We start from the raw sequence: 21,463 nt of genomic DNA, 5'->3' as shown, positions 1-21,463 counted from the left end.
TCGAGCGGCGTTTTGTCGCATACCGTCACATTGCCTGCCAGATTCCCATGCCATTCGAACTTACCGTAGAACCCTTGACCCTGCTCATCCTGGCAGTGGTCGCTTTCGTCGCCGGTTTCATCGATGCCATCGCGGGCGGCGGCGGCCTGCTGACCACGCCCGCCCTGCTGACAGCCGGCATGCCGCCTCACCTGGTACTGGGCACCAACAAGCTCAGCTCCACGTTCGGCTCGGCCACGGCCGGCCTGACGTACTACAGGCGCAAGCTCTTTCACCCGGTGCAGTGGCGTCGTGCCCTGTTCGGCACCTTGGCCGGGGCCCTGCTAGGGGCGGTCGTTGCGCACTACATGCCCGCCGAATGGTTGAACAAGATGCTGCCGGTGATCGTGTTCGCCTGCGGCCTGTACCTGTTGTTCGGCGGTACGCCAAAGGCGCCACTGGACGCCGATGCCCCGATTCGCAAGAAGTGGCAGCTGCCGCAAGGCCTGACCCTGGGTTTCTATGACGGCGTGGCTGGGCCGGGTACAGGTGCGTTCTGGACGGTCAGTACCCTGCTGCTCTATCCCATCGACCTGGTTCGCGCCAGTGGCGTGGCCCGCAGCATGAACTTCGTCAGCAACATCGCAGCCCTGACGGTGTTCGTGATTTCCGGGCAGGTGGATTACATCGTCGGCCTGTGCATGGGCCTGTCGGTCATGGTCGGCGCCTTCTTCGGCGCGAGAACGGCAATCAGCGGTGGCAGCAAGTTCATCCGCCCTGTGTTCATCACCGTGGTGCTGGCCCTGACCGTGCGCCTGGCCTGGCAGCACTGGTTTGGCCAGGCATGATACGCCAGCCAGGGACTGCACGCATAACGGGTTAGGAGCCGCGCCCTCTGGAGCGGGCCTGATCGGTCACTGTCCGGGGAAAGCTGGTTCGGCATGGCCCAGTCGGCGGGCTACGTACAGGTCGATCAGGTAACGGGCAATCGACCGCCCCGCCGGCAGCGGCGGCAGGTCGTGCACATTGAACCAGCGGGCGTCCTCGATTTCATCCGGCTGCATGACGATGTCGCCAGCGGCGTATTCGGCATGAAAGCCCAGCATCATCGAGTGCGGGAAGGGCCAGCACTGGCTACCCACGTACTGGATGTTCTTGACCTCCAGCGCCACCTCTTCGCGCACCTCGCGCACCAGGCAGTCTTCGGCCGACTCGCCGGGTTCGGCGAAGCCTGCCAGGGTACTGTACACACCTGCCACGAAACGCGGCGAGCGTGCCAACAGGACCTCGTCGCCCCGTGTAATCAACACGATCATGCTGGGCGAGATGCGTGGGTAGCTGCGCAGGTCGCACGCGCTGCAGTGCATGGCGCGCTCCCAGCGAATTTGCGACATGGGCTGGCCGCAACTGCCGCAGAATCGATGTTCGCGCGCCCAAGTGCCGATCTGCGCGGCATAACCCAGGACCGTGTAGGTCTCGGCATCCCCTTCAAGCATGAACGTACGCAGGCCGCGCCAGCTGCAACCGGCTATTTGGGCGGCCTTGGCGAGCTCAAGTAGAAACACCGGCTGGCCGTCGAAGTGGCCGATGCCGTGCTCGCACAGCACATCCAGCCCCTGGCGCTTGAGCCAGTCGCGCTGGAACAACGCGCCCTCTTCCCCAACCAGAAAACCCTCCGGGCTGTGGGCCACGGCCAGTCCGGCGGGCGTTTGCGGGTCGAGTACTGCGGTCGTCCAGCGTGCTGACATAAGGGCATTCCTGTGAGGTGCGCCCGTCGACTCTGTCAGTCGGCGAACGACGGTTTGTGTTTGTTCATGTGTGCGGCCATGGCCAGGCGCATGTCTTCGGACTGCAACATCGCCGCATTCCAGGTGGCGATGTACTCAAGGCCGTCGTCGATGCGGTGATCACGCATGTAGCTGAGCATGTGCTTGGTACCCGCCACGGCGATCGGTGATTTGGCTGCGATGTCCCGGGCAATGGCGAACACACCTTCGAGCAAGGCGGCCTGGTCATCGTAGACCCGGTTTACCAGGCCGATGCGCAGCGCCTCTTCGGCTTCGACGGTGCGTCCCGTGTAGGCCAGTTCCCGCATGATGCCGTCGTTGATGATGCGTGGCAAACGCTGCAGTGTGCCGACGTCCGCGGCCATGCCCATGTCGATCTCCTTGATGGAGAACTGCGCGTCACGGCTGCAATAGCGCATGTCGCAGGCTGACAGCAGGTCGATGGCCCCGCCGATGCAGTAGCCCTGCACCGCCGCCAGCACGGGCTTACGGCAGCGGTCGACGGCGTTGAACGAGGCTTGCAGGCTCAGGATGGTCTTGCGCAACGTCCGGGCGTTGCGCGAAGGGTCCTTGCCCATCTGCCCCGCGACCGAGGCCAGCATGGCCAGGTCGATACCGGCCGAGAAATGTTTGCCAGCGCCGCTGATGACCACGGCCCGGACCGCGTCGGTGTCATCCACCCACTGGAAGATCTCGATGATTTCCTCCCAGAACGCGGCATTCATGGCGTTGAGTTTTTCCGGGCGGTTGATCTGAACGTGGGCAATGTTCTCGTTCAGCTCGACCTTGAACGCGCTGTACTGGGTCACGGGCGACACTCCTGTGGGCTCTGGCAATGACAGCGATGGTAGCGCAGCCCGGTTGCCGTGCGTCTGCCAAAAGCGGGACTGCCGGAACGGGCGGACGGTGGAGGCCTGGCAACGAACGCGCGTACAACTTTTGCTCAAGGCAGGCATCGAATCTGTGTAAGCACTCACTCTCAGGAGAAACACAATGGCGATACGCAAGGCATTGATGCTTTCCTGCATGGCCCTTGCCCTGGTTGGCTGCGCCGGCAATGATCACCCTGCCCCACCGCGCACGCAGCAGGTAGACCTGCAACGCTACCAGGGCACCTGGTACGAGCTGGCAAGGTTGCCGATGTTCTTCCAGCGCAACTGTGTGCAATCAGAAGCCCGCTACGCCCTGCGCACCGATGGCCGAATCGATGTGACCAACCGCTGCAGGGAGAAAGACGGCCAGTGGAACGAGGCCAAGGGTATCGCCGAAGCGCAGCAGCCGGGCAGCACCGACAAGCTCTGGGTACGCTTCGACAACTGGTTCAGCCGTCTGGCGCCTGACCTGACCAAGGGTGAGTACTGGGTGCTCTATCACGACAAGGACTACCGCGTAGCGCTGGTCGGCCATCCTAACCGCGAGTACCTGTGGCTGCTGTCCCGCACCCCGGCCATTCCGGACAAGACCCGTGACCAACTGCTGGAAATTGCCCGCGAGCAAGGCTATGACACCAGCAAACTGGTCTGGCGCCAGGCTGACAGCACAGGCGTCGAATAAGACTTTGATGGCGCATGACAAGGAGTAGACATGGACCTGCTGTTTCTGGGCACCAGCGCCGGTGCCCCGACCAAGGCCCGCAACGTGAGCGCAACGGCGCTGCTGGAGGCGACGGGTAAACGCTGGTACTTGATCGATTGCGGTGAGGGCACTCAGCATCGTCTGCTGCACACATCGCTGTCGACCCATGACCTGGGCGGCATTTTCATCACCCATGTACATGGCGACCACTGCCTGGGTTTGCCCGGCCTGCTGGCCAGTGCAAGCATGAACGGGCGGCGCCAACCGTTGGATGTGGTGCTGCCCCGGGCCTTGCACGATTGGGTGCGCGTCAGTTTGGCGGTTACAGACAGTCATCTGTCCTTCGATCTGCGGCTGTTGCCCGTCGAAGAGTTCAGTGGCTGGCACAACGCGGCCGTAACGGTGAGCACCGTCACTTTGTCGCACCGCGTGCCTAGCGTGGGCTACCTCTTCGAGGAGCGCTGCCCCGAGCCACGGCTGGACAGCAGGCGCCTTGATGCCGAAGGCGTGCCTCGTGGGCCGCTGTGGGGAGCGCTGGCGAAAGGCCTGGCAGTGAATCACCAAGGTCGTGAGCTGCAAGCGGCGCACTACCTTCAGCCTGGTCGAGCTGCCCGCCGCATCATGATCTGCGGCGACAACGACACGCCCGAACTGCTGGCCGAGGCAGCGGCAGATGCCGATGTGCTGGTGCATGAAGCGACCTTTACGCAACCTGCGGTGGAGCGATTCGGCGTGACATATGGCCACAGTACTGCGGCGGCAGTGGCTCGGTTTGCCGAAGCGGCCGGAGTGCGTAACCTGGTGCTGACGCACTTCAGTGCGCGCTACCAGGCTGACAATCGGCGCAGCCCCTCGATCGATGACATCAGGCAGGAGGCTGCCCTGCACTATGCCGGCAACCTCACATTGGCCGCGGACCTTCAGCGGTATCATTTGGGGCGTGAGGGTGTTTTGTTGCCAGTCGATTGAGCGACCTGCATGTGCCCGGGTGGTATTGGAATGGGTATGAGTCGCCTTGGACTTCCTGGGTGAATTATAGATCGTGGGGTCCGCTGCGCGGCCCATCGCGGCACTAGGCCGCTCCCACAATGGATCTGCGTAGTCCTCACATTTCTGCAAGCACCGCTACCCGGTGTGGGAGCGGCCTAGTGCCGCGATGGGTCGCGCAGCGGACCCGGCAATGTAAACCGCGAAGCTGAACCATCGCACTGCCCACAGCTTCATCCTCGCAGCGCCTGTCAACCAGACTGCTATAGCGCCCACGGCGTCCACAACAGCGTGAACAGCCCCGTACCTATGCCGCCATTCGCCCCTTGGCCACCGCCTCGGACGCCGCCAACATGGCGCGCAGCAGCACGGCACACCCCGCCGCCAGATCCTCTGGCGTAGCGTTCTCGATTTCGTTATGGCTGATGCCGTTTTCGCACGGCACGAAGATCATGCCAGCGGGCCCGAGTTCAGCCAGGAAGATCGCGTCGTGCCCTGCCCCGCTGACGATATCCATGTGCGGCAAACCCAGTGCCTGGGCCGACTCACGTACCGCACCCACGCAGCCGTTGTCGAAATACAAGGCCGGAAAATCTGCGGTGGGCACCAGCTCATACGTCAGCCCATGCCGTTCGCAGGTCTGTTCGATCACGCTGCGGACCTCGGCAATCATTCCCTCTAGCCGGCCCCCCTCGAGGTGACGCAAATCCAGGGTCATGCGCACTTCGCCAGGAATCACATTGCGCGAGCCAGGATAGGCTTGCAGGCAGCCCACCGTACCGCAGGCGTGCGGCTGGTGGTCCAGGGCGGCGCGGTTGACCGCTTCGACCACGGCAGCGGCGCCGACCAGGGCATCCTTGCGCAGGTGCATGGGTGTTGGCCCGGCATGGGCCTCCACCCCACGCAACGTCAGGTCGAACCATTTCTGGCCCAGGGCGCCGAGCACCACGCCGATGGTCTTGGCCTGGTCTTCCAGGATCGGGCCTTGTTCGATGTGGGCTTCGAAATACGCCCCCACCGGGTGGCCCGTCACCGCCCGTCTCCCGGCGTAGCCGATTTCATTCAACGCTTCGCCCACGCTGATCCCTTGGGCATCGCGTTTTGCCAGCGTCTGCTCGAGACTGAACTTGCCGGCAAAGACCCCCGAGCCCATCATGCACGGCGCAAAGCGCGAGCCTTCCTCGTTGGTCCATACCACCACTTCCAGCGGTGCTTCGGTTTCAACGCCCAGGTCGTTGAGGGTGCGGATGACCTCCAGCCCGGCCATGACCCCATAGCAGCCATCGAACTTGCCACCGGTGGGCTGGGTGTCGATGTGGCTGCCCGTCATAACCGGCGGCAGCGCTGCGTTGCGCCCTGGCCGGCGGGCGAACAGATTACCCACCCCGTCGACCGTCACCGTGCACCCTGCCGCCTCGCACCACTGCACGAACAGGTCGCGGGCCTGTCGATCCAGATCGGTCAAGGCCAGGCGACACACGCCACCCTTGGGGGTGGCCCCCAGGCGCGCCAGGTCCATGAGCGATTGCCACAGGCGTGCGCTATCGACATGCCGGGCAGTCGATTGAAGAACGTCTTGAGCGCGGGTCATAGGTTTCTCCTCAGGCTTTTCTTGTCGGATGTGTAAGCCACGGCGCGGGGCCTGCCCGCACTGCGACGAGCAGGTTACTCAAGGCAAAGGCTTGGCCATGCGCGCCGGGCTGCGGGCGGCCATGGCGGCGAAGACGTAATACAAGCCAGCGCCAAGCAGCGAGCCGGTGAACCAGCCATAGTCGTAGAACCAACTGAAGTGACTGTTGCCAATGGCCATTACTGTGAGCGCCACGGGCAACGCAAAGGCCGCAAAACCGGGCCAGTGCCAGGCGGGATAGACGTCATCGCGGTACAGCCCGGCCAGGTCCAGGTACTGACGCCGGACCAGGAAATAATCCACCACCATGATCCCGGCAATGGGACCCAGCAGGCTGGAATACCCCAGCAACCAGTTGGAATAGACGCTTTCAAGGCTGATGTCGGAAACGATCCAGCCCAGCTTCTTGAGCAGCTCGTGGCCCATCAGCGCCAGCCCGATGAAACCGGTCAGCCACACCGCCCGGCTGCGGCCGATCAAGCGCGGCGCAATGTTCTGGAAATCGTTCGTGGGCGAGACGATGTTGGCCGCCGTATTGGTGGACAAGGTAGCGATCACGATCAAGGCCATGGCCAGCGCTACCCAGAAGGGGCTCTGAATCTTGCCGATCAGCGTCACCGGATCGGAAACAGTCTCGCCCACCAGCGAGGCCGAGGCCGCCGTCAACACCACACCCAGCGAGGCGAACAGGAACATGGTCAGGGGCAGGCCGAATATTTGCCCCAGAATCTGGTCCTTCTGGCTACGGGCATAACGACTGAAGTCCGGGATGTTCAGCGACAGGGTGGCCCAGAAGCCCACCATGGCAGTGAGCCCTGCGCAGAAGTAGCCCACCACGCTGGCCCCTTGCGGACGCTTCGGTGGCTGGGCCAGCAACTCGGTCATGGACATGTGCGGCAGCGCCCACACCAGCAGCCCGATACCCACCGATACCAGCAAAGGTGCGGACAAGGTTTCCAGCCACTTGATCGATTCGGCGCCGCGCAGCACCACCCATAGGTTCAGGCACCAGAAAATCACGAAACCGATCACCTCGCCGGTGCCGCCCAAGGCCTTCCAGCCCTCGAATACCGAGCCCAGGAACAGATGAATTGCCAGCCCACCGAACAGCGTCTGGATCCCGAACCAGCCGCAGGCGACCACCGCTCGCACCAGGCAAGGCACATTGGAACCCAGGATGCCGAAGGATGCACGCAGCAGTACCGGGAAGGGTATGCCGTACTTGGTACCGGGGAAGGCGTTGAGCGTCAGTGGAATCAGCACGATGAGGTTGGCCAGCAAAATGGCCAGCAACGCTTCACCCACGCTCAGGCCGAAATACGCCGTGAGAACGCCGCCCAGGGTGTAGGTGGGCACGCAGATGGACATGCCTACCCACAGGGCGGTGATGTGCCACCTGTTCCAGGTGCGCTGATGCACCTTGGTGGGAGCGATGTCGGGGTTGTAGCGCGGGCTGTCGAGCACGTCAGCGCCTTCGCACAGCTCTACCAGGCCGTTGCGATCAACCACGTGCGATCTGCTCTGTTGCATGGGGCCTTCTCCAGAATGTTGTTGTAGTTGTTCGCTCATCGGGGCGAGTCGATGGCCGGAGTACACACGCAGAATGTGGGTAGAAATTTCGACCAAATTTGGATCTTGTCAAGTACGTCAGCCTGATCCGAAACGCCTATGCTAGAGCCACCCTCATTTTTATTTCCTTATTAATCAGCAGGTTAAAAACCACAAATTCCGTGTGATTTATTTCTTGCTGAATCCAGAATCTGCATCTAGCCTCGAATCTTGTCAGCGATGACAGGATCGCTCTGCCACCCTGGCCTACCAATTCCAAGAACCGGCACAGACCGGTCAGCCTGCGAGGAAAACGGCATGTCCCTGTTGATCCGTGGCGCCACCGTGGTCACCCACGAAGAAAGCTTCAGCGCCGATGTCCTGTGTGCAAACGGCCTGATCCAGGCCATCGGCCAAGACCTCGACCCACCGGCCGGTTGCAAGGTGCTCGATGGCAGCGGCCAGTACCTGATGCCCGGCGGGATCGACCCGCATACCCACATGCAGTTGCCATTCATGGGCACCGTGGCCAGCGAGGACTTTTTCAGCGGCACCGCCGCCGGGCTCGCAGGCGGTACCACCTCCATCATCGATTTCGTGATCCCCAATCCCCAGCAGTCGTTGATGGAGGCGTTTCACACCTGGCGCGGATGGGCAGAAAAGAGCGCCAGCGATTACGGCTTTCACGTGGCCATCACCTGGTGGAGCGACCAGGTAGCCGAGGAAATGGGTGAGCTGGTTGCCCACCATGGGGTGAACAGTTTCAAGCACTTCATGGCCTACAAGAACGCCATCATGGCCGCTGACGACACCCTGGTCGCCAGCTTCGAGCGCTGCCTGCAACTGGGCGCCGTGCCCACGGTGCACGCCGAGAACGGCGAGCTGGTGGATCACCTTCAACGCAAGTTGCTGGCCCAGGGCCTGACAGGGCCTGAGGCGCATCCGTTGTCACGTCCGCCCCAGGTCGAGGGCGAAGCGGCCAGCCGCGCCATCCGTATCGCAGAAACCCTCGGTACGCCGTTGTACCTGGTGCATGTCTCCAGCCGCGAGGCGCTGGATGAGATTGCCTACGCTCGCGGCAAGGGGCAGCCGGTCTACGGCGAGGTCTTGCCTGGCCACCTGCTGCTGGACGACAGCGTCTACCGCGACCCGGACTGGGCCACGGCAGCAGGCTATGTGATGAGCCCGCCCTTCCGACCGCGTGAACACCAAGAGGCGCTGTGGCGCGGCCTGCAGTCAGGCAACCTGCACACCACCGCCACCGACCATTGCTGTTTCTGCGCCGAGCAGAAGGCCATGGGACGCGACAACTTCAGCCGCATTCCCAATGGCACGGCCGGTATCGAGGACCGCATGGCGGTGTTGTGGGATGCCGGTGTGAACACAGGTCGCCTGTCGATGCACGAATTCGTCGCCGTCACGTCCACCAACACGGCGAAGATCTTCAACCTGTTCCCACGCAAAGGCGCCATTCGTGTCGGCGCCGACGCCGACCTGGTGCTGTGGGACCCACAGGGCACGCGCACGTTGTCGGCCAAGACCCATCACCAGCAGGTGGACTTCAACATCTTCGAAGGCCGCACCGTGCGCGGCGTGCCCAGCCACACCATCAGCCAGGGCAAGGTGGTGTGGGCCGACGGTGACTTGCGCGCCGAAGTCGGTGCTGGACGGTATGTCGAACGCCCGGCCTACCCGTCGGTGTACGAACTGCTCGAGCGTCGGGCCGACCACCATCGGCCCATCCCCGTGCCCCGCTAGCCGCTGACACTGATCGACCGGCCTTCATTGCAAGACCGACTCGTCAGGCCAACCCGTGCCTGGGGCACGGCGTGCCGGTGAGCGGGGCCGCCTGCGCTCCACCCTTTCAAGCCCACGACAAGAAAGAGAGGCTACCACCGTGATCGACGCACTGAACCATTTGCCGCGCCCTAGGGCCGGTAGCGACCAGCTGGCCGAGCATTTCAGCGACCTGGTCCCACCACTGACCGCGCGCCAGGCCGCCGTGGAGAGCGCGCGCTGTCTGTACTGCTACGATGCCCCGTGCATCAACGCCTGCCCCAGCGACATCGACATTCCGTCCTTCATCCACCGCATCAGTGATGAAAACCTGGAAGGTGCTGCCGAACGAATTCTGTCGGCCAACATCCTCGGCGGCAGTTGCGCTCGTGTCTGCCCGACCGAAATCCTTTGCGAACAGGCCTGCGTGCGCAACAACGCGCAGGAATGCGCGCCGGTGCTGATTGGTCAGTTGCAGCGCTATGCCCTGGACAACGCCCAGTTCAGCGGGCATCCCTTCCAGCGCTCCCCGACCACCGGCAAACGCATCGCCGTGGTCGGCGCCGGCCCGGCGGGCTTGTCCTGCGCACATCGCCTGGCCATGCACGGGCACGATGTAGTCATCTTCGAAGCCAGTGATAAACCGGGTGGTCTGAACGAGTACGGCATTGCCCGCTACAAGCTGGTGGATGACTTCGCCCAGCGTGAAGTGGCGTTTTTGCTGGGCATCGGTGGCATCGAGATCCGCTACGGCCAGCGCCTGGGCAGCAACCTGGGGCTCGGTGACTTGCGGGATCAGTACGATGCCGTATTTCTTGGCCTTGGGCTCAGTGCCGTGCGGCAACTGGGCCTGCCCGATGAGCAGGCGCCGGGCCTGCTGGCTGCCACCGACTACATCCGCGAACTGCGCCAGGCGGATGACCTCAGCCGCTTGCCTTTGGCCGACCGCTGCCTGGTGATCGGCGCCGGCAACACGGCGATCGACATGGCCGTGCAGATGAGCCGCCTGGGGGCACGCGACGTCAACCTGGTGTATCGCCGTGGGGCGCCCGACATGGGCGCCACGGGCCACGAGCAAGCCATCGCCAAGGCCAACCAGGTGCGCCTGCACACCTGGGCGCGCCCCGACACCGTACTGCTGAGCGACGATGGCAACGTACGCGGCATGCGCTTCGCGCGCACGGCGATGGTGGACGGTCGCCTGGGTGATACCGGGGAAACCTTCGAACTGGCTGCCGACGCGATCTTCAAGGCCATCGGGCAGCGCTTGGAAGACCAAAGCCTGGTCGACCCTGTTGCCGCGCAACTGGCGCGCGACGGCGAACGCATCCGCGTCGATGGGTGCATGCAGACCAGCTTACCGGGCGTGTATGCCGGCGGTGACTGCACTGCCCTGGGCCAGGACCTCACCGTGCAGGCCGTACAACATGGCAAGGTGGCGGCCCAGGCCATCCATGCCCAACTCATGCTCAATGTGGAGGCCGCGTAAATGGCTGACTTGTCTATCGTCTTCGCCGGCATACGCGCCCCGAATCCCTTCTGGCTGGCCTCCGCCCCGCCCACCGACAAGGCCTACAACGTGGTACGCGCCTTCGAAGCGGGCTGGGGTGGCGTAGTCTGGAAAACCCTGGGGGAAGACCCTGCGGCGGTGAACGTCTCGTCGCGCTATTCGGCGCACTTTGGCGCCAACCGCCTGGTTCAGGGCATCAACAACATCGAGTTGATCACCGATCGGTCATTGGAGATCAACTTGCGGGAGATCACCCAGGTCAAGAAGGATTGGCCGGACCGGGCACTGATCGTGTCGCTGATGGTGCCGTGCGAGGAGGCATCGTGGAAATTCATCCTGCCGCTGGTCGAGGCCACCGGGGCCGATGGCATCGAGCTGAACTTCGGCTGCCCCCATGGGATGCCCGAGCGTGGCATGGGGGCGGCGGTGGGCCAGGTGCCTGAGTATGTGGAGATGGTCACGCGCTGGTGCAAGACCTACTGCTCGCTGCCGGTGATCGTCAAGCTTACCCCCAACATCACCGACATTCGTCAGTCGGCCCGAGCCGCGCACCGGGGTGGCGCCGATGCGGTGTCGCTGATCAACACCATCAACTCCATCACCAGCGTGGACCTGGACCGCATGGTGGCCCACCCGATCGTCGGCGACCAGAGCACGCACGGGGGTTACTGCGGCTCGGCCGTCAAACCCATCGCGCTGAACATGGTCGCGGAAATCGCCCGCGACCCCGCCACCCAGGGCTTGCCGATCTGCGGGATCGGCGGTATTGGCAATTGGCGTGACGCTGCCGAGTTCGTGGCTCTGGGCAGCGGCGCGGTGCAAGTCTGTACGGCCGCCATGCTGCATGGCTTTCGCATCGTCGAGGATATGAAGGACGGCCTGGCACGTTGGATGGATCAGCATGGGCATGCCCGTCTTGAGGACTTCCGAGGCCAGGCAGTCGGCCACACCACCGACTGGAAGTACCTGGACATCAACTACAAGTCCATCGCGCACATCGATCAGCATGCTTGCATTGGTTGCGGCCGGTGCCACATCGCCTGCGAGGACACCTCGCACCAGGCCATCGCCAGTACGGTGAAGGCCGACGGAACCCATGCCTATAGCGTGATCGAGGAAGAATGCGTGGGCTGCAACCTGTGCCAGATCACCTGCCCCGTGGAAGACTGCATCGAGATGGTTGCGCAGGACACTGGCAAGCCGTACCTGAACTGGACGCAGGACCCGCGCAACCCCTATCGGGAGGCTGGCTGAGGGTGGGCGTGTGAATGCAGGCGCCCGCCGTTTTGCCAGGCGCCGGATCCGTCGCGGTGGGGCGCACATGGGCCTTGATGATTGGGATTCAGGGCTGAAATCGTGGGGCCGCTGCGCGGCCCATCGCGGCACAAGGGCCGCTCCTACAAGGGGTAGCTGCAGCGCAACGTTCGATTTCCAAAATTCGAGAAGGCATCCGCTTTCTATCGGATCTGGAGGCTATCGAATTCAGTGCGGGAGCGGCCTAGTGCCGCGATGGGCCGCGCAGCGGCGCCACGATTTCAGCCCTGCATGGTAGTTCGCTCAAGGCTCCAACCCAATGCCCCTCAGGATTACGCTGGTCACCGTCTGCACGGCGCTTTCGAAATCCCGGTCGGACAGCGGCTCGCCGTCGTTGAGCAAGGCCACCTGGTATCCGAAGTCGGCATAATGCTGGGTCGATGCCCAGATCATGTACAGCAGCGCCGACGGCTGCACTGGCAGAATGCGCCCCTGCTCCACCCAGCGGCGGATCTTGGCTTCCTTGAGTCTGGCCCAGGGCACCAGGCTTTCATCCAGGTTGGCCCTGAGCACCGGCGCACCGTGCAGCATCTCCTCGGCCCAGATTTTCGAGCCCAGCGGCCGTGAACGGGAGTGTGCCATCTTCGCGCGTATGTAGCTGGTCAACACGACGCGGGGGTCATCGAAGTGCTCGAAACTCAGGGCATCCTGTTTCCAGACTTCAAGCAAGTCCTGCAATACCGCACGAAACAGGTCGTCCTTGGTCTTGAAATAGTAATGAAGGTTCGAGCGCGGCAGCTGCGCCTGCTCGGCGATGTCGCCCATGGACGTGGCAGCGAAGCCCTTTTCGGCGAACACACGCTCGGCGGCCTGCAGAATCTTCTCGATGTTACGACGACGGATTTCAATCTTGTGGTTGGCCATCAAGCGCTGACCGTGAACTGGATGTTGTCGATCTGCCAATCCATACCGCCAATGCCCATGGTTGCTCCGTGCTCTCGCAAATGTCCCGTAGTCTACTCCGCTTGCGCAGCGAAACCATCAGCCGGCGCAAGCGCCGGCTGCCAAGCTTCAGGCACTGGCGCGCACGCGCGCAGGGCACTGCGCACGGTGCAGGTTGAGCGCGGTATTGATGATGCCGATATGACTGAACGCCTGCGGGAAGTTGCCCAGCATGCGCTTGCCTACCGGGTCGTACTGCTCAGCCAACAGGCCCACATCGTTGCACAGGTCTGTCAGCCGCTGATACAGCGCATGCGCTTCGTCCTGGCGTCCCAGCAGCACGTACACGTCGGCCAGCCAGAAGGAGCACACCAGAAACGTACCCTCGCCCGCCGTCAGGCCATCGGTACAGCTGTCGGTGTCGTAGCGCAGCAACAGGCCGTTGTGCAGCAGGCGTTTTTCGATCTGGGCCAGGGTGCGCAGAAAGCGCGGGTCATGGGCCGGCAGAAAGCCGGTCAGCGCGATGTGCAGCAGGCTGGCATCCATCTCTGAAGAACCGTAGGCCTGCACAAAGTGCTGGCCCTGGGCATCGAGGCCCTGCTCGCACACTTCGCGGCGGATCTGATCAGCGACCTGCCGGTAGTGAAGGCCCCGTTCACGGTCCTCCTCGGTGGTGTCGGCAAGCTCTGCGGCGCGGTCGAACGCCACCCAGGCCATGACCTTGGAGTGCACGAAATGCTGCCGACCACCGCGCACTTCCCAGATGCCTTCATCAGGTTCACGCCAGATGCTTTCCAGGTAAGGCATGATCACCCGGCTAATGGCCGCGCTGCGCGGGTGCCTGGGCAGACCGCCGCGGATGGCCTGGCTCATGGCGTCGGCCAGCTCACCGTAAATGTCCAGCTGGGTCTGCGCGGCGGCTGCGTTGCCCACCCGCACCGGCTGGGAGTGCTCGTAGCCGGCCAGCCAGGGCAAGGTGTATTCCTGAAGATCACGCTCACCGGCCAGGCCGTACATGATCTGCATCTGCTCCGGGTTGCCCGCCACCGAACGCAACAGCCATTCGCGCCAGGCCTGGGCTTCTTCGAAGTAGCCCAGGTTCATGAAGGCCAGCAAGGTCATGGTGGCATCGCGCAGCCAGCAGAAGCGGTAGTCCCAATTACGCTCACCGCCCACGCGCTCGGGCAACGAAGTCGTCACTGCCGCCACAATCCCGCCCGTTGGGGCATAGGTCATGGCCTTGAGCACCAGCAACGAGCGCCGCACCAGGGCCGTGTACGGCCCCACGTCGGGGCACTTGGCTGCGAAGACCTGCCACTGATCCACGGTGGCCTTGAGGCAGGCATCGATGTCCTGTTCGGCGGGCACCGGCAGGTGGGACGGGTGATGACGCAAGCTGAACACGTGGCGCTCGCCCTCGCCTACCCGCACACGCGCCACCGTGTGGTGATCGCGGGCATGGGGCGCCACGGTCGAGGACAGGACCAAGCGGTCCGGGCCTGCCACCGCGCTGAGGGTCAGCGGGTCGAGCCGCTCCACCCAAGGGACGCTGCGCCCGTAGTCAAAGCGCATCACCAGGTCCATTTCGAACGTGGTCTGCCCCGAAAGGCCTTCGACGATGCGCACCACTGCGTTCTCGTCACCCAAGGGCATGAAGTCCAGCACCCGCGCCTTTCCCGAGGCCGTGACCCAGACGGTCTCAAGCACCAGCGTGTCGTCCAGGTAGCGCCGGGTGCGTTCTATCACAGGGTCCGAAGGCGCCAGGCGCCAACGGCCATTTTCCTCGTTACCCAGCAAGGCCGCGAACACCGCTGGCGCATCGAAACGCGGCAGGCACAGCCAGTCGAGCGAGCCGTCGCTGCTGACCAGGGCTGCGCTGCGGCAATTGCCCAGCAGGGCATAATCTTCAATATGGGCAGGCATCGAGACTCCAGAAATTCAGTGCGTACATTGTGCCGAGCCTGCCTTCACCGACAGGCCCGGCACCACGCGATCGAATCAAAACGGTGCGCTATCAACCCAGCCGGTGCCACTCGCGCTTGTCCCGGGCCAGCAGTTCGCCGCCCGCCTGCGGGCCATCCTGGCCGGCCTCGTAGTCATGCACTTCCCCGCCCTGGGCCCAGGCATCGAGAAACGGCTGGACGGCGCGCCAGCCGTTCTCGATGTTGTCGGCACGCTGGAACAAGGTCTGGTCGCCCGTCAGGCAGTCATAGATCAAGGTCTCGTAGCCGGTGGCCGGGGTCATCTTGAAAAAATCCTTGTAGGCAAACCCAAGCTCTACGTTCTCCATGACAAGCTCCGGCCCTGGCCGTTTGGCCTGCAGGTCGAACCACATGCCTTCATTGGGCTGGATCTGAATCTTCAGGTAATTGGGCTTGGGCCTTTGCAGCGCGGACTCACGGAACTGGGCATACGGCGCCGGCTTGAAGCAGATGGCGATTTCCGTATCGCGCACGCTCATGCGCTTGCCGGTGCGCAGGTAAAAGGGCACACCGGCCCAGCGCCAGTTATCGATCATGATCTTCATGGCCACGAACGTTTCGGTCTGGCTGTCAGGCTCCACCTTGGTTTCCTGACGGTATCCCGGCACGTTCTTCCCATCCAGGGTGCCGGCTACGTACTGGCCCCGAACCGAGTTCTTCAACGCCATCTTGGTCGACCACGGGCGGATCGCGCCGATCACCTTGGCCTTCTCCCCGCGAACCGCGTCAGCGGCAAACGCCGCAGGCGGCTCCATGGCTACCATCGCCAGCAGCTGGAACAGATGATTGGGCACCATGTCGCGCATCGCACCGGTGCTGTCATAGAACGCACCGCGGGTTTCGACCCCTACGGTTTCAGCGGCGGTGATCTGCACATGGTCGATGTAGTGATTGTTCCAGAACGACTCGAACAGCCCATTGGAGAAACGGCTGACCAAGATGTTCTGGACGGTCTCCTTGCCCAGGAAATGGTCGATCCGGTAGATCTGACGCTCGCCCATCACGTTCAGCAGACAAGCGTTGAGCGCCTCGGCGCTGGCAAGGTCGTGGCCGAACGGCTTCTCGATGACCACCCGGCGAAACCCGCCGCCCGACTCGTCCAGCAACCCGGCCTCCCCAAGGCGTTTGGCCACTTCTGGGAAAAACCGTGGAGACGTCGCCAGGTAGAAAATCGCGTTGCCATGGCTGGTCTTGTCGATGCGCTTGGCAATAGCCTCATAAGTCGCAGCGTCGAGAAAGTCCCCGGTCTGGTAGTCCAGGCGCTTGGCAAGGCTGGCCCAGAGCTTTTCGTCCAGGTTCGCCGGGGCACCCTCTGCGCCTTTGTCGCGCTCGGCCATGAACGCGTGCAAGCGTTCAGCAAATGCCTCGGCACTGACCGCGTTGTGGTCGACACCCACGATGCGCAGGTCTTTATCGAGCAGGCCGTCGCGGCTGAGGTTGTAGAGTGCGGGCATCAGCAGGCGCTTGACCAGGTCGCCATTGGCACCGAACAGGAACAACGTGCAGGGTGGAGCAGCAGGCGTTGCCGGTTTTTTGCTCATTCAGGTTTCTTCTCGACGTGTCCACCGAACCCAAGGCGCATGGCCGAGAGAATTTTGTCGCCATAAGTGCCTTGTTGCTGTCGCGAACGAAAACGCGCGAACAGTGCACTGGACAGCACCGGAACCGGCACCGCCTGCTCGACGGCCGCATCGATGGTCCAGCGCCCTTCCCCGCTATCGGACACCGAGCCGCTGAACTGAGCCAACTGCGGGTCGGCCACCAGTGCGTCGGCGGTCAGGTCCAGCAGCCAGGACGTGACCACGCTGCCACGGCGCCACACCTCGGCGATCTCGGCCACGTTCAGGTCAAAGCGCTGGTCCTCAGGCAGCTCGGCACCGCCTTTGCTGCGCAGCAGGTCGAAGCCTTCGGCGTAAGCCTGCATCAAGCCGTATTCGATACCGTTGTGCACCATCTTCACGTAATGCCCTGCGCCCGGCGGGCCGGCGTGGATATAGCCATGCTCGGCGCGCTGGTGTTCACCGGTGCGCCCGTGGGTGCGTGGGATATCACCGACACCGGGTGCGAGCGCTGCAAACAGTGGCTCCAGACGTTCGAACACGTCCTTTTCCCCGCCGATCATCATGCAGTAACCACGCTCCAGCCCCCATACCCCGCCGGAAGTACCCACATCCAGGTAATGCAGCCCACGCTGCGCCAGTTCTGCAGCGCGGCGCATATCGTCTTTATAGAAGGTATTGCCACCGTCGATGATCGAGTCGCCAGGTTCCAGCAAGTCAGCCAGCTGGGCAATGGTCTGCTCGGTAGGCGCCCCAGCGGGAAGCATGACCCAGACGGCACGAGGCGCCTGGAGTTTCTCGACCAGTGCGGCCAGGTCAGCCGCCCCCACGCTACCTTCGCCCTCAAGGGCGGTGATCGCTTGTGCGTTGCGATCGTGCACCACCGTGTGATGGCCGGCGAGCATAAGCCGCCTTGCAATGTTGCCGCCCATGCGGCCCAGCCCGACAATTCCCAATTGCATGAGCAGGTGCTCCCCTTCTGGAATGAGTGACGACGTTTCGCCTTTCAGGTTAGTCCAGTGGACTGCATGAGGGTTCAGCGACGGGCGGTGTGTTCATGTTCGTTCGCTGGGGCCGAAGTACCTTTCTCTTCGCCCGTTCGGGGCGCCAGAGGCATTCAGCAGCGCTGAATCAATCAGAGCGCTGTCATGCAGCACCGACCGCACCATTAAGGTGCAAGGCACTGGGCAAAGCGCCACTCGTCGCCTAGCGATCGTGTGTGTTCAACGCGCTCGGCATATGCGGCGGGCGAATGCCAACGTCTGCGTCTAGCACGCGGGCCGCCTGGAATGACCGTTCGGTCACATTTGTAATATTTCTCTCCTACACTCAGGTTCCGGCCCGCCATTTGCTCAATGGAAGAGCAACGGAAAAAAAGTCGAACTTTAAGGAAAGACGGCAGGTCAGGAACTAAGCAGGCCAGATGAAATGGGTTATTCCCACGCATGGCCCGCCCACCCCAACCAGTCCACTCGCCTTTTGGCCAGAATGCCGAATGCGCTGTGCCTGTGCGCACGACTCGGGGGCAAGGATTGCATTACGCAGAATTCGCAAAGAGAGAATCAACACGAAAGACCGCCGCGGTTTATCAGTGCCCGGCCAAGCTTAGGGACGGAGAGAAACAATGATCAGTGCCGCTGTCGCGACTCAAGTAGCTACCTTTACCTCGGAACATCGCGAACCGCTCATCCCGGAGCTCGCCAAGACAGGCAAGGCACCTGGCGCCCAGCGCCAGAACAACCCGAACAAACGCAAGATCCTTTTCGTCACCTCGGAAATCGCTGACCTGGTGAAGACCGGTGGCTTGGGCGACGTCTCCGCTGCGCTGCCACGGGCACTGGCGCACCTGCACGACGTGCGCGTGCTGATCCCGGGCTACCCGCAGGTCGTCGAAAGCGACAACCCCATCCACATCGTCGGCGAGCTGGGCGGCCACGCGGCCTTGCCACCTTGCAAGATTGGCCGGATGGACTTGCCCGACGGCCTGGTGATCTACGTGTTGATCTGCCCGGAGCTCTACCAGCGCCCTGGCACGCCCTACGCAGCAGAAAACGGTCGCGACTGGCCGGACAACCATATCCGTTTCGCCCGCCTGGGCCTGGCGGCTGCAGAAATCGCAGCCGGTGAAGGCATGATCCACTGGAAACCGGAGATGGTGCATGCCCATGACTGGCCAGCGGGGCTGGCCCCTGCGTACATGCACTGGCGCGGCTTGAGTACGCCGACCCTGTTCACCATTCACAACCTGGCGTATCAAGGTGTCTACAGCCGTGGCTGCAGCCCGGAGCTGGCCATTCCCGACCATGCCATGCAGCAGGAGGGCATGGAGTTCTACGGCAAGCTCTCCTTCCTGAAAGCTGGCCTGGCCTACTCCAGCCACATCACCACGGTCAGTGCCACCTACGCCCAGGAAATCACCACGCCCGAATTCGGCTGCGGCCTGGACGGTTTCCTGGCCAGCAAGGCGCAACAAGGGCTGTTGGGCGGCATTCCCAACGGTATCGACGAAAGCTGGGATGCGGCGACCGACAAGCACCTGCAGCATAATTTCAGCATCAACGACTGGGAGGGCAAGGCGCGTAATGCCCAGGCGGTGCGCGAGCTGTTCCAGCTGGACCCTTCCGAGGGGCCGCTGTTTGCCGTGGTCTCGCGCCTGGTCTACCAGAAAGGCCTGGACCTGACCCTGGGCGTTGCCGAGTACATCGTCGAGCAAGGCGGCCAAATTGCAATCATCGGCCGCGGCGAACCCGAGGAAGAGCAGGCCATGCGCGAACTGGCCCTGCGTCATCCCGGCCGCGTTGGTGTGCGCATCGGCTTCAACGAAACCGATGCACGCCGCATGTTCGCCGGCAGCGACTTCCTGTTGATGCCCTCGCGCTACGAGCCCTGTGGCCTGAGCCAGATGTACGCCCAGCGTTTCGGCTCGCTGCCCGTTGCGCGCAAGACCGGCGGGCTGGCCGACACCATCGAGAACGGCGTTACAGGTTTCCTGTTCGATGAATCGACGGTGGAAAGCTACCGCGAGGCGCTCAGCCGGGCGTTCTACATCTACCAGAAAAAAGACCTGCTCAATGCCATGCGCTGCCTGTCCATGACCCAGCCATTCAACTGGTGCCAGGCAGTGGAACCCTACGCACGCCTGTACGAAGACCTGGTCAAGCAAGCCCAGCTGGCTCATTACTGAAGAGAGGTCGAAGATGCAAAGGCATGGCGCACACTTAGAGGACGCCACGTCGGCGCGCTTCGCCCTCTGGGCACCCGACGCGCGCAGCGTGAGTGTGGAATTGCAACACCAGGAAGCCGTCGCCCTCGCCCCCGAGGCCGATGGCTGGTTCACCGGCACCGCCCCTGCCAAGCCAGGGGACTTGTACCGCTACTGCATCAATGGCGAGCTTCGCGTTGCTGACCCTGCATCGCGCTTCCAACCCGAAGGCGTTCATGGCCCCAGCCAGGTCGTGAACCTGGGCGGTTACGCCTGGCAGCATTGCTGGCAAGGCCGCCCCTGGTACGAAGCGGTGATCCAGGAGCTGCATGTGGGCGTACTTGGTGGCTATGAAGGCGTGGCAAGCCATCTGCAACGTATCGCCTCGACCGGCATTACCGCCATCGAACTGATGCCAATCAGCCAATTCCCAGGTACCCGCAACTGGGGCTACGACGGCGTGCTGCCTTATGCAGCGCAGCACAACTACGGCACTCCTGAGCAACTGTGCAGCCTGGTGGACCAGGCACACGGCCACGGGCTGATGGTGATGCTCGATGTGGTCTACAACCACTTCGGCCCGGATGGCAACTTCCTGCATGAGTACGCCAGCTCGTTCTTCCGAGAGGACCGCCACACTCCCTGGGGGGCCGCCATCGACTTCCGGCGGCCGGAAGTGCGCGAATTTTTCATCCAGAACGCGCTGATGTGGATATGCGACTACCGCATCGATGGCCTGCGACTCGATGCGGTACATGCCATCGACCAGCCGGACTTCCTCGAGGAGCTGGCCCAGCGTGTGCGCGAGGCCGTCGAGCCGGGTCGACACGTCTGGTTAGTGCTGGAAAACGAACACAACCAGGCTTTCTTGCTTGAACAAGGCTTCGACGCGCAGTGGAACGATGATGGCCACAACGCGCTGCACGTGTTGCTGACCAATGAAACCGAGGGTTACTACGAAGACTACAAGGACGACCCGATCGGCAAGCTGGCGCGCTGCCTTGGCGAGGGCTTCGTGTTCCAGGGCCAGCCCAACCGCCACGGCGAACCACGCGGCGAACCCAGCGGCCACCTGCCGCCCAGCGCCTTCGTGCTGTTTTTGCAGAACCACGATCAGATCGGCAACCGCGCCATGGGCGAGCGCCTGACCCGGCTGACTTCGCCTGCGGCCCTGCGCGCAGCGACCGGGCTGTTGCTGCTCAGCCCCATGATTCCCTTGCTGTTCATGGGCGATGACGACGGTAGCCGTGCACCCTTCCTGTTCTTCACCGATTTTCATGATGAGCTCGCTGATGCGGTGCGCGAAGGCCGGCGCGGTGAGTTCGAACATTTTGCCGCCTTTGCCGACCCCGAAAAGCGCGCGCGTATACCCGACCCCAACGCCGAGCAGACCTTCCACGCCTCCAGGCCTGACCCGCAGGACGTGATTGCCGGCTGGCATGGGCTGTACCAACAGCTGCTCACGACGCGCCGTCAGCACCTGGTCCCACGCCTGCCCGGTACCCGCCCCCTGGGCGCCGAGGTGTTGGCTGACAAGGCACTGACTGCACGCTGGCAGCTGGGCGATGGCAGCACATTGCGCATCGACCTAAACCTGGGCGACCAGTCTCTGCACCTGGAGGCTGCGCCTGCCGGCAGCTGCCTTTTCGACAGCGGCGACAAGGCGCACGCCGGCTCGACGCTTTCGCCCTACAGCTGCGTGGTCACCCTGCTACCCCCCAGACCAGAAGAT

The 21,463-nt window shown here is 63.2% G+C and carries 15 protein-coding genes and 1 pseudogene; 8 read left to right on the top strand and 8 right to left on the bottom strand.

From position 1 onward, the window contains the following. The first annotated feature begins 47 nt into the window (after positions 1-47). Positions 48-827: a TSUP family transporter gene (locus tag ACF8R3_RS00500; protein ID WP_058603474.1), complete on the top strand. Its 780-nt coding sequence runs from the start codon at positions 48-50 to the stop codon at positions 825-827. Between the two features lie 66 nt (positions 828-893). On the opposite strand, the gene nudC is transcribed toward ACF8R3_RS00500, so the two are convergent. Beyond that, positions 894-1,727 carry an NAD(+) diphosphatase gene (gene nudC, locus ACF8R3_RS00495; RefSeq protein WP_058603475.1) on the bottom strand — a complete coding sequence of 278 codons (834 nt, stop codon included), beginning with the start codon at positions 1,725-1,727 and terminating at the stop codon, positions 894-896. Positions 1,728-1,762: 35 nt separating this feature from the next. After that, positions 1,763-2,575 (bottom strand): crotonase/enoyl-CoA hydratase family protein, encoded by an 813-nt coding sequence (locus ACF8R3_RS00490; protein ID WP_182138853.1) that lies wholly within the window; start codon positions 2,573-2,575, stop codon positions 1,763-1,765. Between the two features lie 184 nt (positions 2,576-2,759). Here ACF8R3_RS00490 and ACF8R3_RS00485 point away from each other — a divergent pair, with 184 nt between their 5' ends. Beyond that, complete coding sequence (locus ACF8R3_RS00485; RefSeq protein WP_392514584.1) at positions 2,760-3,320, top strand: lipocalin family protein; 561 nt, start codon at positions 2,760-2,762, stop codon at positions 3,318-3,320. Positions 3,321-3,350: 30 nt separating this feature from the next. Continuing rightward, complete coding sequence (locus tag ACF8R3_RS00480) at positions 3,351-4,310, top strand: MBL fold metallo-hydrolase (protein WP_392514582.1); 960 nt, start codon at positions 3,351-3,353, stop codon at positions 4,308-4,310. 325 nt (positions 4,311-4,635) lie between these two features. Here ACF8R3_RS00480 and ACF8R3_RS00475 read toward each other — a convergent pair whose 3' ends face one another. Next, positions 4,636-5,919, bottom strand: a complete 1,284-nt coding sequence (locus ACF8R3_RS00475) for a Zn-dependent hydrolase (RefSeq protein ID WP_392514580.1) — start codon at positions 5,917-5,919, stop codon at positions 4,636-4,638. A gap of 78 nt (positions 5,920-5,997) precedes the next feature. Beyond that, complete coding sequence (locus tag ACF8R3_RS00470) at positions 5,998-7,488, bottom strand: NCS1 family nucleobase:cation symporter-1 (protein ID WP_058637935.1); 1,491 nt, start codon at positions 7,486-7,488, stop codon at positions 5,998-6,000. Between the two features lie 336 nt (positions 7,489-7,824). Here ACF8R3_RS00470 and hydA point away from each other — a divergent pair, with 336 nt between their 5' ends. The 3 genes from hydA (at position 7,825) to preA (ending at position 12,046) form a co-directional block, all read left to right on the top strand. Next, complete coding sequence (gene hydA / locus ACF8R3_RS00465; RefSeq protein ID WP_078478334.1) at positions 7,825-9,264, top strand: dihydropyrimidinase; 1,440 nt, start codon at positions 7,825-7,827, stop codon at positions 9,262-9,264. A 139-nt stretch (positions 9,265-9,403) separates the two neighbouring features. After that, a complete protein-coding gene (locus tag ACF8R3_RS00460) occupies positions 9,404-10,771 on the top strand; it encodes an NAD(P)-dependent oxidoreductase (RefSeq protein WP_392514578.1) in 1,368 nt (455 codons plus the stop codon). Then, entirely contained in the window at positions 10,772-12,046 is a 1,275-nt protein-coding gene (preA, locus tag ACF8R3_RS00455) for an NAD-dependent dihydropyrimidine dehydrogenase subunit PreA (protein ID WP_058606159.1), read from the top strand. Between the two features lie 303 nt (positions 12,047-12,349). On the opposite strand, the gene ACF8R3_RS00450 is transcribed toward preA, so the two are convergent. The 4 genes from ACF8R3_RS00450 to gnd form a co-directional block, all read right to left on the bottom strand. Next, on the bottom strand, positions 12,350-12,970 hold the full coding sequence (locus ACF8R3_RS00450; RefSeq protein ID WP_078478331.1) for a TetR/AcrR family transcriptional regulator: 621 nt from the start codon (positions 12,968-12,970) through the stop codon (positions 12,350-12,352). Between the two features lie 147 nt (positions 12,971-13,117). Next, positions 13,118-14,911, bottom strand: a complete 1,794-nt coding sequence (locus ACF8R3_RS00445) for a glycoside hydrolase family 15 protein (RefSeq protein ID WP_058639580.1) — start codon at positions 14,909-14,911, stop codon at positions 13,118-13,120. Between the two features lie 91 nt (positions 14,912-15,002). Beyond that, complete coding sequence (gene zwf, locus ACF8R3_RS00440; protein ID WP_196127881.1) at positions 15,003-16,511, bottom strand: glucose-6-phosphate dehydrogenase; 1,509 nt, start codon at positions 16,509-16,511, stop codon at positions 15,003-15,005. Then, a complete protein-coding gene (gene gnd / locus ACF8R3_RS00435; protein WP_058639578.1) occupies positions 16,508-17,491 on the bottom strand; it encodes a phosphogluconate dehydrogenase (NAD(+)-dependent, decarboxylating) in 984 nt (327 codons plus the stop codon). Before gnd ends, zwf begins: the two co-directional genes overlap by 4 nt. Before the next feature lie 662 nt (positions 17,492-18,153). On the opposite strand from gnd, the gene glgA reads away from it, so the two are divergent. Continuing rightward, positions 18,154-19,713 carry a glycogen synthase GlgA gene (gene glgA / locus ACF8R3_RS00430; protein WP_027916213.1) on the top strand — a complete coding sequence of 520 codons (1,560 nt, stop codon included), beginning with the start codon at positions 18,154-18,156 and terminating at the stop codon, positions 19,711-19,713. 13 nt (positions 19,714-19,726) lie between these two features. Then, positions 19,727-21,460, top strand: a pseudogene (treZ, locus tag ACF8R3_RS00425) (malto-oligosyltrehalose trehalohydrolase); the annotation flags it as partial. Positions 21,461-21,463: the final 3 nt, after the last annotated feature.

The organism is Pseudomonas sp. FYR_7 (assembly GCF_043106155.1).
Classification (GTDB): domain Bacteria; phylum Pseudomonadota; class Gammaproteobacteria; order Pseudomonadales; family Pseudomonadaceae; genus Aquipseudomonas; species Aquipseudomonas parafulva_B.
Note: the sequence above shows the minus strand (reverse complement) of the source record. Positions and strands in the feature narration are given on the sequence as shown.

Coding starts and splice junctions, on each gene's coding strand:
- ACF8R3_RS00500 (WP_058603474.1), top strand. CDS start 48: ATGCCATTCGAACTTACCGTAGAACCCTTGACCCTGCTCATCCTGGCA.
- nudC (WP_058603475.1), bottom strand. CDS start 1,727: ATGTCAGCACGCTGGACGACCGCAGTACTCGACCCGCAAACGCCCGCC.
- ACF8R3_RS00485 (WP_392514584.1), top strand. CDS start 2,760: ATGGCGATACGCAAGGCATTGATGCTTTCCTGCATGGCCCTTGCCCTG.
- ACF8R3_RS00480 (WP_392514582.1), top strand. CDS start 3,351: ATGGACCTGCTGTTTCTGGGCACCAGCGCCGGTGCCCCGACCAAGGCC.
- ACF8R3_RS00475 (WP_392514580.1), bottom strand. CDS start 5,919: ATGACCCGCGCTCAAGACGTTCTTCAATCGACTGCCCGGCATGTCGAT.
- ACF8R3_RS00470 (WP_058637935.1), bottom strand. CDS start 7,488: ATGCAACAGAGCAGATCGCACGTGGTTGATCGCAACGGCCTGGTAGAG.
- hydA (WP_078478334.1), top strand. CDS start 7,825: ATGTCCCTGTTGATCCGTGGCGCCACCGTGGTCACCCACGAAGAAAGC.
- preA (WP_058606159.1), top strand. CDS start 10,772: ATGGCTGACTTGTCTATCGTCTTCGCCGGCATACGCGCCCCGAATCCC.
- ACF8R3_RS00450 (WP_078478331.1), bottom strand. CDS start 12,970: ATGGCCAACCACAAGATTGAAATCCGTCGTCGTAACATCGAGAAGATT.
- ACF8R3_RS00445 (WP_058639580.1), bottom strand. CDS start 14,911: ATGCCTGCCCATATTGAAGATTATGCCCTGCTGGGCAATTGCCGCAGC.
- zwf (WP_196127881.1), bottom strand. CDS start 16,511: ATGAGCAAAAAACCGGCAACGCCTGCTGCTCCACCCTGCACGTTGTTC.
- gnd (WP_058639578.1), bottom strand. CDS start 17,491: ATGCAATTGGGAATTGTCGGGCTGGGCCGCATGGGCGGCAACATTGCA.
- glgA (WP_027916213.1), top strand. CDS start 18,154: ATGATCAGTGCCGCTGTCGCGACTCAAGTAGCTACCTTTACCTCGGAA.